Source organism: Xenorhabdus sp. Sc-CR9, from assembly GCF_963897815.1.
Lineage (GTDB): Bacteria > Pseudomonadota > Gammaproteobacteria > Enterobacterales > Enterobacteriaceae > Xenorhabdus.
The window spans coordinates 1-15,012 of sequence record NZ_CAWQTY010000181.1 but is presented as its reverse complement, the minus strand read 5'-3'; the positions used below and the strand labels follow the sequence as shown (position 1 = coordinate 15,012).

14 protein-coding genes are annotated in these 15,012 nt (G+C 48.4%); 10 read left to right on the top strand and 4 right to left on the bottom strand.

Features of this window, described 5'->3' with window-relative positions:
* The first annotated feature begins 197 nt into the window (after positions 1-197).
* The 10 genes from AACQ81_RS12005 (at position 198) to AACQ81_RS11960 (ending at position 10,160) form a co-directional block, all read left to right on the top strand.
* Entirely contained in the window at positions 198-1,472 is a 1,275-nt protein-coding gene (locus AACQ81_RS12005; RefSeq protein ID WP_237387411.1) for a bifunctional O-acetylhomoserine aminocarboxypropyltransferase/cysteine synthase, read from the top strand.
* 377 nt (positions 1,473-1,849) lie between these two features.
* Positions 1,850-2,371 (top strand): ferric citrate uptake sigma factor FecI, encoded by a 522-nt coding sequence (gene fecI / locus AACQ81_RS12000; RefSeq protein ID WP_237387410.1) that lies wholly within the window; start codon positions 1,850-1,852, stop codon positions 2,369-2,371.
* Entirely contained in the window at positions 2,368-3,321 is a 954-nt protein-coding gene (gene fecR / locus AACQ81_RS11995) for a ferric citrate uptake sigma factor regulator FecR (RefSeq protein ID WP_237387409.1), read from the top strand. Before fecI ends, fecR begins: the two co-directional genes overlap by 4 nt.
* A gap of 98 nt (positions 3,322-3,419) precedes the next feature.
* Positions 3,420-5,747, top strand: coding sequence for a TonB-dependent Fe(3+) dicitrate receptor FecA (gene fecA / locus AACQ81_RS11990; RefSeq protein WP_237387408.1), 2,328 nt, complete (start codon positions 3,420-3,422; stop codon positions 5,745-5,747).
* 142 nt (positions 5,748-5,889) lie between these two features.
* Positions 5,890-6,792 carry a Fe(3+) dicitrate ABC transporter substrate-binding protein FecB gene (locus AACQ81_RS11985; protein WP_237387428.1) on the top strand — a complete coding sequence of 301 codons (903 nt, stop codon included), beginning with the start codon at positions 5,890-5,892 and terminating at the stop codon, positions 6,790-6,792.
* Positions 6,789-7,787: an iron-dicitrate ABC transporter permease FecC gene (gene fecC / locus AACQ81_RS11980; protein ID WP_237387407.1), complete on the top strand. Its 999-nt coding sequence runs from the start codon at positions 6,789-6,791 to the stop codon at positions 7,785-7,787. The genes AACQ81_RS11985 and fecC overlap by 4 nt, the downstream gene beginning before the upstream one ends.
* Positions 7,784-8,740, top strand: coding sequence for a Fe(3+) dicitrate ABC transporter permease subunit FecD (fecD, locus tag AACQ81_RS11975; protein WP_237387406.1), 957 nt, complete (start codon positions 7,784-7,786; stop codon positions 8,738-8,740). Before fecC ends, fecD begins: the two co-directional genes overlap by 4 nt.
* Positions 8,741-9,511: a Fe(3+) dicitrate ABC transporter ATP-binding protein FecE gene (fecE, locus tag AACQ81_RS11970; protein WP_010846253.1), complete on the top strand. Its 771-nt coding sequence runs from the start codon at positions 8,741-8,743 to the stop codon at positions 9,509-9,511.
* Positions 9,512-9,654: 143 nt separating this feature from the next.
* Positions 9,655-9,909 carry a type II toxin-antitoxin system Phd/YefM family antitoxin gene (locus AACQ81_RS11965; protein WP_237387405.1) on the top strand — a complete coding sequence of 85 codons (255 nt, stop codon included), beginning with the start codon at positions 9,655-9,657 and terminating at the stop codon, positions 9,907-9,909.
* On the top strand, positions 9,906-10,160 hold the full coding sequence (locus tag AACQ81_RS11960; protein WP_013185277.1) for a Txe/YoeB family addiction module toxin: 255 nt from the start codon (positions 9,906-9,908) through the stop codon (positions 10,158-10,160). Before AACQ81_RS11965 ends, AACQ81_RS11960 begins: the two co-directional genes overlap by 4 nt.
* Positions 10,161-10,277: 117 nt before the next feature.
* On the opposite strand, the gene AACQ81_RS11955 is transcribed toward AACQ81_RS11960, so the two are convergent.
* The 4 genes from AACQ81_RS11955 to AACQ81_RS11940 are packed head-to-tail and all read right to left on the bottom strand — an operon-like array spanning position 10,278 to position 14,365.
* On the bottom strand, positions 10,278-11,555 hold the full coding sequence (locus AACQ81_RS11955) for a F390 synthetase-related protein (protein WP_237387404.1): 1,278 nt from the start codon (positions 11,553-11,555) through the stop codon (positions 10,278-10,280).
* Entirely contained in the window at positions 11,552-12,358 is an 807-nt protein-coding gene (locus tag AACQ81_RS11950; protein WP_237387403.1) for an MBL fold metallo-hydrolase, read from the bottom strand. The genes AACQ81_RS11955 and AACQ81_RS11950 overlap by 4 nt, the downstream gene beginning before the upstream one ends.
* Positions 12,351-13,370: an NAD-dependent epimerase/dehydratase family protein gene (locus tag AACQ81_RS11945; protein WP_237387402.1), complete on the bottom strand. Its 1,020-nt coding sequence runs from the start codon at positions 13,368-13,370 to the stop codon at positions 12,351-12,353. Before AACQ81_RS11945 ends, AACQ81_RS11950 begins: the two co-directional genes overlap by 8 nt.
* A complete protein-coding gene (locus AACQ81_RS11940) occupies positions 13,367-14,365 on the bottom strand; it encodes a 3-oxoacyl-[acyl-carrier-protein] synthase III C-terminal domain-containing protein (protein ID WP_237387401.1) in 999 nt (332 codons plus the stop codon). The genes AACQ81_RS11945 and AACQ81_RS11940 overlap by 4 nt, the downstream gene beginning before the upstream one ends.
* Between the last annotated feature and the right edge of the window lie 647 nt (positions 14,366-15,012).

Below are 15,012 nucleotides of genomic sequence, written 5' to 3'. Positions count from 1 at the left end.
AATTAACAATAAAGCAGGACATAATAATGATATTTATATTTTACAGATAAAATAATCAATTAAGAGTAACAATATCACAATAAATTGATTCACTCTTCAATCCAATAAAGGAATTCCCAGATCAATCGAAACAAGTGCACCAGTATTTTTGATTGTCAGTCTCGAGAGTAAATATCACTTAACTAAAGGAAATGACAATGAAATTAGAAACCTTATCTATCCATGCCGGTTATTCACCTGATCCTAAAACCAAAGCAGTTGCTGTCCCGATTTACCAAACAACTTCCTATGCTTTCGATGATTCCCAGCATGGTGCTGATCTCTTTGGTTTAAAAGTTGAGGGCAACATTTACACTCGTATAACAAATCCAACCAATGAAGTATTGGAAAAACGTGTCGCTGCTCTGGAAGGAGGAATTGGTGCACTTGCAGTTGCTTCTGGCATGGCGGCAGTTACCTATGCAATCCAGACTATTGCCACTGTGGGAGACAATATTGTCTCCATAGCAAAATTATATGGGGGAACGCATAACTTAATGGCGCACACTTTCCCGAGTATCGGGATTGAAACTCGTTTTGTAGAGCATGACGATATTGCCGCCATTGAAGCGATGATTGATGAAAAAACCAAGGCAGTATTTTGCGAATCAATCACAAATCCCAGTGGAAATATCGTTGATATTCAAGCAATGGCGGAGGTCGCCCATCGCCACGGTCTTCCTCTTATTGTCGATAACACCGTTGCAACGCCTTACCTATGCCGTCCGTTTGAACATGGCGCAGATATTATCATCCACTCCCTGACTAAATATATCGGCGGTCACGGCACTTCTATTGGCGGGATGATTGTTGATTCAGGTAAATTCCCTTGGGCGGAACATAAAGATCGCTTTACGATTTTAAACACGCCGGATGCTTCATATCACGGAATAAACTATACCGAACATTTTGGTGCAGCGGCCTTTATCGCCCGCTGCCGTGTTGGACCACTGCGTAGCATGGGTGCAGCATTGTCTCCTTTTAATGCTTTCTTGATTTTGCAGGGTCTTGAAACACTGGCACTTCGCATGGAGCGCCATACAGAAAATGCCCTGAAAACTGCTCAATATTTAGAACAACACCCTCAGGTATCATGGGTTAAATACGCAGGGTTATCTACACACCCAGAACATAATTTGGCTGTTCGTTATATGGGCGGAAAGCCAGCTTCTATTTTGTCCTTCGGTATCAAGGGAGGAGAAGAATCAGGCATACGCTTTATTGATGCCCTGCAATTAATTGTACGACTGGTCAATATCGGTGATGCTAAAACTCTGGCATGTCACCCAGCATCAACCACCCACAGTCAGCTAAGCGATAAAGAAATGGTAGATGCTGGTGTATCACGGGATTTGATCCGCTTATCCATTGGGCTTGAGCACAGCGATGATATTATTGCTGATCTTGCACAGGCATTGGATGCAGCAAAATAAATTTATAATAACTTAATTAACAAGTTACCCAATAAATTTCAAATCGCGGCTTTGTTGGCTGCACTCACTCACCCCGGTCATATAGTTATCTATGCTCCCGGGGATTAATGAGAGGCTTCTGCCTCTCACCAGAGGGCAGGCTTTGGCTGGGCAAATTCGTTCCCGACGAATTTGTCGCTCCCTTGCCGTCGCGCTGCATCTTGAAATCCATTAGGCATATATAAACCTATAATCCGATACAGCATCAATCCTGACCCGATCATTACAAGCAGCAACATATCCATAACGACTCCCTTTCATCTTTATTTTTGATTGTAATGATAACCATTCTCATATTAATATGGTTGCGTGATAATTAACTTATGATACATTTAGCCATGTCTGAGCATACTGCCACTACAGCTCCTTTTACACTTGAATCGCTTTATGGCGCGCATCATGGTTGGCTGAAAACATGGCTCACCCGCAAACTCCAGTCGGCTTTTGATGCTGATGATATTGTTCAGGATACGTTTCTGCGGGTAATGAGGAACGATTCGCTTGCGTCCATCCGCGATCCCCGCTCCTTTTTATGCACCATTGCCAAACGGGTAATAGTTGATCTCTTCCGCCGTAATGCACTCGAGAAAGCCTATCTTGAGATGCTGGCGCAATTGCCAGAAACGCACGCCCCCTCCTCAGAAATACGTGAAAGTCAGCTGGAAACCCTGCAACTGCTCGACAAAATGCTGGATGGCCTGAGCGGTAAAACCCGCGACGCGTTTCTGCTTTCCCAGCTGGAGGGGCTAACCTATAACGACATCGCGTGCCGTCTGTCCGTCTCTGTCAGCTCGGTGAAAAAATACGTGGCCAGAGCAATGGAGCACTGTCTGTTATTTCGTCTGGAGCACGGGCTTTGAGCAACACACTGACCGATTCCCGCCGTCAGGCGCTGCGTGCAGCCTCTCACTGGTATGCAGTATTAAACTGCGGGCGGGTCAGCCCTCAGCAGCAGGCGCGCTGGCAGCAATGGTATGAACAGGATCAGGACAACCAGTGGGCATGGCAACAGGTGGAAATTCTGAGCAACCAATTCAGCAGCGTGCCTGACGGTGTGGCCAGCCGCACGCTCCACGATATTCAATATACCCGCCGCCACATGATGAAAGGACTGTTGCTGATACTTGGCGTCGGTAGCGGCTGGCAGCTCTGGCGTTCAGAATCGGGTGAAGGGTTACGCGCCGATTATCGCACCGCAAAAGGGGCAATAAGCCAACAGTGGCTGGAGGATGGATCGCTTCTGTCGCTCAATACGCAAAGTGCGGTGGATGTGCGTTTCGATGCCCACCAGCGCGCCATTAAACTTTGGTACGGCGAAATTGCCATTACGACTGCCAGAGATCCACAACATCGCCCGTTTCGCGTTTTCACCCGTCAGGGGCAGCTTACCGCACTGGGCACCGAATTCACCGTTCGTCAGCAGGATGACAACACTCTGCTCGCGGTACAGCAGAATGCGGTAAAAGTTGTGCTGACCAGCGATCCAACGCAAAAACGCATTGTCCGGCAGGGTGAAAAACTGCATTTCAATGCGGTAAAGTTTGGCGAGATTGCATCGCTGGATGATGAAGCCAACACTTGGACTCAGGGCATACTCAGCTTTAGCAATAAACCGCTTGGTGAGGTGATTATTACGCTAGCACGCTATCGTAACGGCATACTGCGCTGTGATCCGGCTGTTGCCGGACTTCGCCTGAGCGGAACCTTTCCATTGAAAAATACCGATACGGTGCTGAATGTGATCGCCAAAACTCTACCCGTTAAAATTCAGTCAGTTACCCGATACTGGGTCAACATCATTCCAGCGTAAGTAAAAAAAATAAAAATAATCTTCATTTCGATTGTCCCTTTTCCCCGCTCATTCGACTTCATACATGGATACAACAAAAAAATGATGATGGAGACGGTATGACCCCTTTATGCGTTTTTCATAAAACAACACCTTTGATTACGGCTATTCGCCTGAGCCTGCTACCGCTGGTTGGCCTGGCCTCCCTGTCTGCATTCGCCGCACAGTATGACATCGCAGCCGGCGATCTGGACAAAGCACTCAATCAGTACGCAGCACGCAGCGGGATCACGTTGTCGGTGGATGCCAGCCTGACGCGCGGTAAACAGAGCAACGGGCTGCACGGCGACTACGACGTGGAAACTGGCCTGAAGGCGCTGCTCGCTGGTAGCAAGTTACAGCTCAAGTCGCTTGGGAATAATAGCTGGACGCTGGAAACTGCTCCGATCTCCCAAGAGGATAAGCTCGTCGTGGTGGGCGACTGGCTGGGTAACGCACGTGAAAACGATGTGTACGAACATGCCGGCGCACGTGATGTGATCAACCGTGAAGATTTCTCCAAAACGGGTGCCACCACCATGCGTGACGTGTTAAATCGTATTCCGGGTGTCAGCGCGCCGGAAAACAATGGTACCGGCAGTCACGATCTGGCGATGAGCTTCGGTATTCGTGGACTCAATCCACGCCTTGCCAGCCGCTCAACTGTATTAATGGATGGTATTCCGGTTCCGTTTGCGCCTTATGGTCAGCCGCAGCTCTCGCTTGCCCCCTTATCTCTGGGCAACATGAACGCAGTAGACGTGGTGCGTGGTGGCGGTGCGGTGCGTTACGGGCCGCAAAGTGTGGGAGGGGTGGTTAACTTTGTCACCCGCGCTATCCCGCAGGGCTTTGGCATTGAAGCCGGTGTCGAAGGCCAGTTGAGTCAGGTTTCTTCACAAGACAATCCGAAAGAGACGCACAACCTGATGGTGGGCGGTACGATGGATAACGGTTTTGGCTCGGCGTTGCTTTACTCTGGCTCCCGTGGCAGCGACTGGCGCGAGCACAGCGCCACCCGCATTGATGATGTTATGCTGAAAAGCAAATATGCGCCCAACGACGTGCATACCTTCAACAGCCTGCTTCAATACTACGATGGAGAAGCCGATATGCCTGGCGGTCTGTCACGCGCGGATTACGATGCCGATCGCTGGCAATCCACCCGCCCGTATGACCACTTCTGGGGCCGTCGTCAGCTTGCAAGCCTCGGCTATCAATATCAGCCGGACAATCAGCACAAATTCAATATTCAGGGCTTCTACACCCGCACGTTGCGCAGCGGCTATCTGGAGCAGGGAAAACGCATCACCCTTTCTCCACGCTACTACTGGGTGCGTGGTATTGAACCTCGCTACAGTCAGAGCTTTATGATGGGTCCATCCGCGCATGAAGTGGGAATAGGTTATCGCTATGTTAATGAATCAACTCATGAAATGCGCTACTACACTGCAACAGCCAGCGGTCAGTTGCCCTCAACGTCCAGCCCGTACGATCGCGACACGCGTTCAGTTACCGAGGCTCACGCTTGGTATATTGATGATAAAATCGATATCGGCAACTGGACTATTACACCCGGTATGCGTTTCGAACATATCGAGTCATACCAGAACAACAACCTGAAGCATAAGCATGGGGAAGTGAGCTATAACGCGCCGCTCCCTGCGCTGAATGTGCTCTATCACGTGACTGGCAACTGGAATATTTATGCCAACACAGAAGGCTCCTTTGGCACCGTCCAGTACAGCCAAATTGGCAAGGCTGTGAAAAGCGGTAGTGTGGAACCAGAAAAAGCGCGAACCTGGGAAGTCGGCACCCGATACGACGACGGCGCTCTGACTGCGGAAATGGGGCTGTTCCTGATTAACTTCAATAATCAGTACAGCTCCAACCAGACCAACGACACGGTGACCGCACGCGGTAAAACCCGTCACACCGGGCTGGAAACGCAGATGCGGTACGATCTTGGCGATCTGACGCCAACGCTGGAAAACCTCTCCGCCTATGCAAGCTATGCGTATGTAAATGCGGAGATCCGCGAAAGTGGCGACACTTACGGAAATCAGGTACCGTTCTCACCAAAACACAAAGGTACTTTTGGGGTGGACTACAAACCGGGCAACTGGACGTTCAACCTGAACAGTGATTTCCAGTCCAGCCAGTTTGCGGATAACAACAATACCATTACAGAAAGCGCCGATGGCAGCACTGGCCGTATTCCTGACTATATGCTGTGGGGTGCACGCGTGTCGTATGACTTCGGGCCGGAGATGGCCAACCTGAATCTGGCGTTCGGCGTGAAGAACATCTTCGACCGTGAGTACTATACCCGCTCTTATGATGACAACAACAAAGGTATCTATGCCGGACAACCCCGCACGCTGTATATGCAGGGTTCCGTGAAGTTTTAATTGTTAATGCCCGGCGCTTTTGCAGCGCCGGGTAAGCGCAACGTCATCTGGTCTACAGGATCTGTGTGTATTGAAAACTTTGTGTATTGAAAACATTGTGTATTTGAAAACACTGTGTATTTGAAAACATTGTGGAGTGAATATTTTGCCTTTTATTCGCATTTTTTTCGCAAGTCTGTTTGTGTTCGCAAGCCAGTCCTTTGCCGCTACTGTTCAGGATGAGCATGGCACTTTTACACTCAATAAAACACCGCAACGCATCGTGGTGCTGGAACTGTCGTTCGCCGATGCGCTGGCAGCGGTGGACATCAGTCCCGTGGGGATCGCTGACGACAACGATCCGAATCGCATTCTGGCGGATGTGCGCGCCCATTTGAAATCCTGGCAATCTGTCGGAACGCGCGCGCAGCCTAGCCTTGAAGCCATCAGCGCCCTGAAACCTGATCTGATTATCGCCGACAGCAGCCGTCACTCAGGTATCTATACCACATTGCAGGAAATTGCCCCGGTTCTGTTGCTCAAATCACGCAATGAAACATACAAAGAAAACCTGCAATCGGCAGCAATTATTGGCGAAGTAGTAGGAAAAATCGCAGAAATGCAGGCACGACTCAAACTGCACAGCGAGCGGATGGCAAAGTGGGCGAGCCTGCTGCCTGAAGGTACAAGTGTGGCATTCGGCACGTCACGTGAACAACAGTTCAATCTGCACACCAGCGGAACATATACCGGCGAAGTGCTGACAACGCTCGGACTAAAGGTTCCCGCGCCCGCAGGCCAGACATCGATGCCGTCGATAAACCTTGAGCAACTGTTGTCGATCAACCCGTCATGGCTACTGGTGGCGCATTATCGTCAGGAGAGCATTGTGAAACGCTGGCAGCAGGACACGCTGTGGCAGATTCTTACGGCCGCGCAAAAACAACAGGTCGCGGCGGTCAACAGCAATGCCTGGGCGCGGATGCGTGGGATTTTCGCGGCGGAGCGCATTGCCAGCGATACAGTAAAAATATTTCACCATCAGATGCATCCTGATACGAAATGAAGCGTATTCAACACCCAGCGCTGTTGTGGGGGATCCCTGCTGCGGCGCTTATCGCTATTTTCTGGCTGAGTCTGTTTTGCTACTCAGCCCTCCCTATTTCTGCATTTGATGCGCTGCACGCGCTGGTGCCGGGACACACGCCAACATTGCCCGAAGCACTGGTGCAAAACCTGCGTCTGCCGAGAACCCTGATCGCCCTTTCCATTGGTGCAAGTCTGGCACTATCGGGGGCGTTGCTGCAAACCCTCACCCATAACCCGTTGTCCTCGCCTTCTTTGCTTGGCATCAATAGCGGTGCGGCGCTGGCTATGTCGCTGACCAGCGCATTCAGCCCATCACCGATCGAGGGTTTTTCCATCGCATTTATTGCCGCCTGTGGTGGTGGCGTAAGCTGGCTGCTGGTGATGGCGGCGGGTGGCGGTTTCCGGCAAGAACAGGATCGCAACAAGCTGATCCTCGCCGGTATCGCGCTTTCAGCGCTCTGCATGGCGCTGACCCGCATCACGCTGCTGCTGGCAGAAGATCATGCGTATGGCATTCTTTACTGGCTGGCGGGCGGTGTCTCACATGCACGCTGGCAGGAGTTCTGGCAACTTTTCCCGATAGTCGTGCTGACAACGCTCATCGTACTGCTGCTGACCAACCAGCTTAATCTGCTTAACGTCAGCGACAGCACCGCCCACACACTTGGCGTCAACCTGCCGCGTCTGCGACTGGGGATTAATGCGCTGGTGCTTTTGCTGGTGGGTGCCTGCGTCAGCGTTGCTGGTCCCATCGCATTTATTGGTCTGTTGATACCGCATCTGGCACGGTTCTGGATTGGCTACAACCAGCGCAACGTACTGCCTATGAGTATGCTGTTGGGAGCGACGCTGATGCTACTGGCCGATATGCTCGCCCGTGCTCTGGCCTTCCCCGGTGAGCTGCCTGCGGGCGCAGTACTGGCACTGCTCGGTGCACCCTGCTTTGTCTGGCTGGTGAGGAAACGCGGATGAAAATCGTGTTTCTAATCTGTATTACCCTGATGCTGGCGTTCTGCTCCCTATTGTCGCTCAGGATGGGCGCTATCCCACTGCCGTGGCACGCACTCCTGACGGACTGGCGCAGCGGCAGTGAACACTATTACGTACTGATGCTGTATCGCCTGCCACGGCTTTTGCTGGCGCTGTTTGTCGGCTCAGCGCTCGCTGTTTCCGGCGTACTGGTTCAGGGCATCGTACGCAATCCACTGGCTTCGCCGGATATTCTCGGCGTAAACCACGCCGCCAGTCTGGCGACGGTCGGCGCGCTGCTTCTGCTGCCTTCGCTGTCGGTTATCTGGCTGCCGTTGCTGGCATTTGTCGGCGGTATGACAGCGCTGGCACTGCTACGTGCGTTGGTGAATACCACGTTTCCCATGCGTTTTGCGTTGACGGGTGTAGCACTTTCCGCCTGCTGGGCAAGTATAACCGATTACCTGATGCTTTCTCGTCCGCAGGATGTAAACAACGCTCTGTTGTGGCTGACGGGCAGTTTATGGGGGCGGGGGTGGACTTTTGTTGCGGTGGCAGTACCACTGCTGGCTGTCTTAATTCCGCTGAGCCTGTGTTTTTGTCGCGACCTCGATCTGCTGGCGCTAGGCGATGCGCGAGCCGGAACGCTCGGCGTTGCGGTTCCGCGCGTGCAGTTTTGGGGGCTGGTGCTGGCGGTAGCACTCGCGGCGACCGGCGTCGCCGTATGTGGCCCTATCAGTTTTATTAGTCTGGTGGTTCCTCATATGGTGCGAAAAATCACGGGCGGACGTCACCACTGGCTACTGCCCGTTTCCGCGCTGACAGGTGCGTTGCTGCTGGTCGTCGCGGATTTACTGGCACGAACAATTCATCCGCCTCTGGAACTGCCGGCAGGTGTGCTGACCGCAATCATCGGCGCGCCGTGGTTTGTATGGCTGCTTGTGAGAATGCGTTAAATGAAATTACATATAGATAATCTGACCATCGGGTATGGTAACCGCCCTGTTCTGGATGCACTGTCACTCGTCCTGCCGCCTGGAAAAATCACCGCACTTTTAGGCCCTAACGGTTGTGGTAAATCGACGCTATTGAAATGTATTTCTCGGCAGTTAGCGACGAAATCCGGCACCATCCTGCTAAAAAATCAACCTATTACCACGTTTTCATCCCGCCAACTTTCACGCTGCATTGCTTTATTGCCTCAGCATCATCTGACACCGGAAGGCATTACCGTCAGGGAGCTGGTCTCTTATGGCCGTAGCCCGTGGCTGTCACTATGGGGACGTCTCTCTGTAGAGGATAAGATGCGAGTGGAAGTTGCGATGGAAAAAACCCATATAGTACATATGGCACAACGGCGGTTAACCGATCTCTCTGGCGGCCAGCGCCAGCGGGCGTTTCTGGCGATGGTACTGGCGCAGGATACACCTGTGGTGTTATTGGATGAGCCTACCACTTATCTTGATATCAACCATCAGGTTGAGCTGATGAGACTTATGGGAGAACTAAAAACGCAGGGGAAAACGGTTGTAGCAGTTTTACATGATCTTAATCAGGCCAGTCGCTGGTGTGATCATTTGGTGGTGCTGGCAGACGGCAAAGTGATGGCACAGGGAACGCCGGAAGTGGTCATACAGCCAGAATTACTCAGAACCGTGTTTAGCGTAGAAGCTGAGATTCACCCAGAGCCGGTGTCGGGCAGGCCAATGTGCGTGGTGGTTGGTTGATCCTCTGGATAATTTTTTGTTTCCCCAGATCTTATAAAATCTGGGGAAACAATCTGATTATGGCTTTAGCCATAAAACAGACTTGAGTACTTAACATTGTACAAGTACAATGTTAAGTACTCAAGTCTTGTGAGGTAATGACCATGAATGTTATGAGCTATTCAGCATTTCGAACTCATTTAGCTAAAACTCTGGATAAAGTGAACGATGACCACCAACCCGTGATGATCACTCGTCAGAATGGTAAGCCAGCAGTTGTACTCAGTTTGGAGGATTTTCGGGCTTATGAAGAAACGGCTTATTTGATGGCAAGCCCTAAAAATGCAGCACGCTTAAACCTAGCTATTACTGAAGTAGAACGGAGTAAAATCCTTGAAAAAGGCTTACTGGAAGAATGATTCTATCTTGGGCAGAAACGGCGTGGGAAGATTATCTTTATTGGCAACAAACCGATAAAAAAACCCTAAAACGCATTAATACTCTTATTAAGGATATTGCCCGACAGTCTTTTGATGGGCTAGGTGATCCTGAACCCTTAAAACATAACTGGTCAGGATACTGGTCCAGGCGGATTGATCGTGAGCATCGCCTAGTTTATAAGGTTACAGACACCGCAATAATTATTGTTCAATGTCGCTATCACTACTAATTTTATTAGGCAAATTTTCCTGCTCGACTTTTCAAAATAAAAACGCGCAATCGGCACCTCTGGTATGATTGCGCTATTGCAAACAATATATTCCAAGCTTATTTAAATACTCCCAAACTACGCCTTTTTCCTGATAATTCGACGGCGTTTATTAAACAGATCCGGCGATATCGTCTGTGATACACACTGCCATTCGATTTTAACAACATCGACACCTTGTTTAACAAAATAATCAGTCAAGGCAAACTGGCATTGTTGCAGGATCGCAATATCACAATCGCCTTCCAGACGCAGCGATAAATTCGCCTGAGTCAGCCTATAATCGCTCGTCAGCGGCAAGGTATTGGCAATAATCCGTGAACAAGGATCAGCAAAAATACTGACGTTTTCTCCATTATGCGCAGGCAAAACCAACTGATCATCACTGCGTCCTTCAATGCGCTCTATCGCCAGTGCCGGATTACCACAAGTGCAGGGCGTTCTCTTTATCACCAAAATATCATCAAGCTGATAACGCACAATAGGCTGGGTTTCCCGCGTAAAATCCGTGATGATGGGATTAAAACGTGATTCATCGATCCATTTTGGCTCAATATGGAGAAATTCCTCATTAAGATGCAGCGTTCCATGCGGGCAAGTACACGCCAAAAAACCTTCCGTCGCCTGATAGATTTCACCGACTTCCTTAAATACACTCTGCAACAATTGGCGATCTTGCGGTTCCAGTACTTCTGCTACTGAAATCACTTTAGCCGGTGACAATGACACTTCACCTTGTTGGATCTTCAGTGCCAACCCGCGCAACACTTGGGCAGGGGCAACAACGATAGTCGGCTGGTATTCCACCAGCGCTTGTACCTGCTGATTAAAATCTGCGAACAAATCAAAAAACCGGAAAGATATCCAACGGTTCTGAACGCTATCGTAAAGATTGTTTCCCGCCCGCAAAAAAAGTGCGATTCGTTCACCGTGAAATAAGCCGTTCGGCAGCATTTTGGCAAGCATGGTTCCTGCCCAGATACTCCGCTCTTTAGGGCTGATAACGAAAATACCCCGCTGCCCTGATGTGCCTGACGACATACCAACGCTGAACTTGCCAACCGTTGGTTTGAAATCCCGTGATTGTTCACTCAATCGTGCGCATTCCAAGAGTTCGTCGCGCTTAAGCCCCGCTGTATTCATCTGATCGAAGTTTTCCATCATGATGGCTTTGTTCATCAATGGATATTCTGCCAACGGCAAATCACCGTAAGGAGCAAAATAAGGGCTTTTGGTCAGGGTATTGTGCCGAAATGCCGCCAGTTCTTTTGATTGATGCTGTTCGAGTTGCTGACGATGGGTGAATTTCCACTGTTTCTTGGCGCGCCAATAGCACCAGAGCGTTTTGAATATCATTCCAAATCTCCCTCATGACATAGCTGGATGGGAATTTGCTTTTGGTCAATCTGATGTAACTTATTCAATGTTTCGTAATAAGCACGGCTGTCATCCATAATGATATTGGCTAATTTTGCCGGCCCACGCAGCTCACGATAGTTAGTTGGTGACCATGCAGCATCACCTGCCAGCAATATCCAACCCTGTTCGGTCAATACGCACAGGCCAATATGCCCCGCCGCATGACCGGGTAACGGCACAATAACTATCTGTTTCTGGCTCTCTGGCACGGCATAACCGTCACCCAATACTGCCAACTCTTCCGGCAGAGAACAGATTTCAAACCCTTCATAGAAACTGACTCTGGATTCAAAATCTTCCGGAATTAATCCCCGCACAAACGCCCGCGTCAATGCAGAAATACCGCGTAAATGACGCGTTTGCTGCCAGCCTTCCCCAGAACATATAAATTTGGACTGAGGAAAATCCCGCAGTCCGGCAATATGATCACCGTGAAAATGAGAAATGATGATGCCATCAATATCATGTGGTTGGATGCCATCTTCTTTTAGCTGCATCACCAATGAATCTTTGGTATCAAAGTAGACAGGCGTGACAGTTCGGTACAGCCGGATGATGCCTGTGCGAGTATGATCGTAAAAATGGCTGGCATACCCTGTATCAAGCAACCATCGTTTGTCATTGCATTCCAGCAGCCATGCACGGGCAGGGAAATTGCAGACACGAAAACTGGCACCTTTCAGTGCCACGCAGCCGGGATGGGTGCAATATCCCACTTCAAATATACGCATCTTAACCATGTGAACCCGCCTGCTCATCTATCTGCTTTAACCAACTTGCAGTAAAATGAATCCCTTCTTCCATGGTATAAACGGGCGTATAACCCAGTTCATTCCTTGCCTTTGAGTTATCCAGCGTCATGGAGTAATAAGCGGCTCCAATGCCGTAGCGAGTCAATAACGGCTCTTTTCGGGTGATAGCAGCAACCCCTTCCAACACCGCCGCAACCCCATACAGGAGTGGGTAAGGCAATGATTTTATCCGATAACCGAACTGCATCTCGTCAAATAGCAATCCTAAAGTCTTCGCCAATGGCTGTGGCTGCTGATTAGTAATGTTATATATTGCCCCACTCTGTAAATCTTCACGATAAGTTGCCAATGACATAGCATGGACGACATTCATGACATAGGTGAGATCCAGTACATTTTTTCCACCCGCAGGTAAAGCCATTACCCCTTTGCTGGTTTTAACCTGTGCCAGCAAACGCGGTAATAATACCCTGTCATGTGGGCCAAACAGCCCACGGGGACGCAGGATAATATAAGTTGTTTCAGGGTAGCGCGGAATAATCTGGAGTATACACTCTTCAGCCAAGAATTTCGTTCGGGCATAATCATTGGCAAAGCGTTGGCTACGCTGATCTTCGGTAATATTTTGTTGGTGTGAAAAATCAAAATAGACGGCGGGTGTAGATATATGCACAAACCGTTTGATACCACATTTTCCCGCGGCTTGTGCCAACATGTATGTCGCAGTCAGATTGATACGTTCAAATTCATCAGGATTACCCCACGGCGATGATTTGGCGGCACAATGCCAGACCGCATCACAATCTGACATCAGTTCAACGGCTTCATCCACTGTTAACGTCGCCAGTTCAGCACAGCGGAATTCTGCTCCCAGTTGGGATAAGACTTCTCCTGCCCGCTTATCACGCCCGGTTGCCACGACCGTTTCCCCGTGCGCTAACAAGTCATCCACGGCATTACGTCCTAAGCCACTTGTTGCTCCAGTTACAAGAATTTTCATGGTTTCAGAATCATCTCACTTAATGAAAGCCCCGCCGCCGTACCAAGCAACATCACATAATCTCGTCCGTAATAACGATCTGTAATAATTGCTTCATGAAGTGCACTTGGGATTGAGGCAGCAACCTGATTGCCGCGATAACGGTAGATATTCACAAACCTTTCATCCTTGATATTCAGCCGTTTGCGGATATGTTCTAACCCCAGATGGCTGGCTTGGTGAGGGATCACTGTATCAATCTCAGACATAGTCAGATCGGCGCTGGCAAGTACACGCTCAGTAAAACCTTCAATTAATGAAGCCGTCAATTTAAACAAAGCCTTACCCTGCATCTGGAACAGGAAGTCACTATCTTCCATTCCCGTACGGAGATTCCTGCGAGTTCCGCCGGCACGAATCTCACATAACTCCACTCCTTCCGGGTAAGTTTCATGTTTATAGGTAACAATCCCGCTTTGCCCATCCCCTCTTTCAACAATCATACAAGCTGCACCATCACCAAAAATCAGTGAGGATTCTTGATGTGACCAATCAATGCCACGGGAAGCCATTTCAGAAGAAACAATGGCGATACGTCGATACTGCCTGAGCGCCAGCAACCCAGCAGCAACATTCAGGGCTGAGACAAAACTGACACAGCTTGAATTAATATCAAAACAGGCAGTTCCCGCGTTTAATTGGCTCTCTTTTAAAATATGTACTGCTGAATAAGGCAGAGCCTGAATAGGAATAGCAGAAGCCGAAATCAGAAGATCAATAGAATCCGGCGAAATTTGATGATTTTTTAAAGTATCATGCAATGCTTCAGCGGCTAATTTAGCCGGAGAAGCCTCATAGTCAGAATGATAACGATATTCAATACCCGAACGTTTTTGTACAAACCCATTCGGTTTATTAAATTTCAGATCTAAATCGGATGAATATATTTTATATTCAGGCAAAGCAGTACCAGAGGCAATGATCTTTAATGGGATCAATTCATTTGAGTTTTTCATTTTTATCACTTTCGAATGTTAAATTTTTGTGCAAATGTATTTTCAGAATATGAAGTGAGTTCTGAGTGTAAGGTACGAACAAATTAGTATTTATCAGATAGTCCATTAAACAGGAAGTAAATATTTATGATACATCATATTACTAAAATGAAATACCTGACACAGTTGTATGAAAAATAATAATTTTTACCAACTCACCATTTCAATGTTATAAAATTTTTTTAATGAAAAAAGAGCATCATGAGATTTAATCATCGAACTTGTTGAATTTGTGTGAAATAAAAATTAATATTAATTGACAACTTAACTAACTTTACTTAATCATAAAAAATAATTTATTTTAGTTTTAATTTCATCAATGAATAATTAGAACACCTTATAATAGTAAAATATAGATTAATAATTAATCTGGAATTCCCAATTTTTTCTCAAATAAAATGCAAACCTCCATTGATAAAATCATATATATTTTAAGAATAAAAAAACTGACATTTTTTATCAAAATAATCTGAATTTCCTTTTAATAAATTTTATCCACTTCTTCTTCCAAATAGCCTCTTTGTTGGCTTCACACGTTCTCCCCTGCCCCTAATTTTTCTTTACTCCCGGGGACTTGCATTTTTTCGGCCGCCCTGAACTTGGAAATC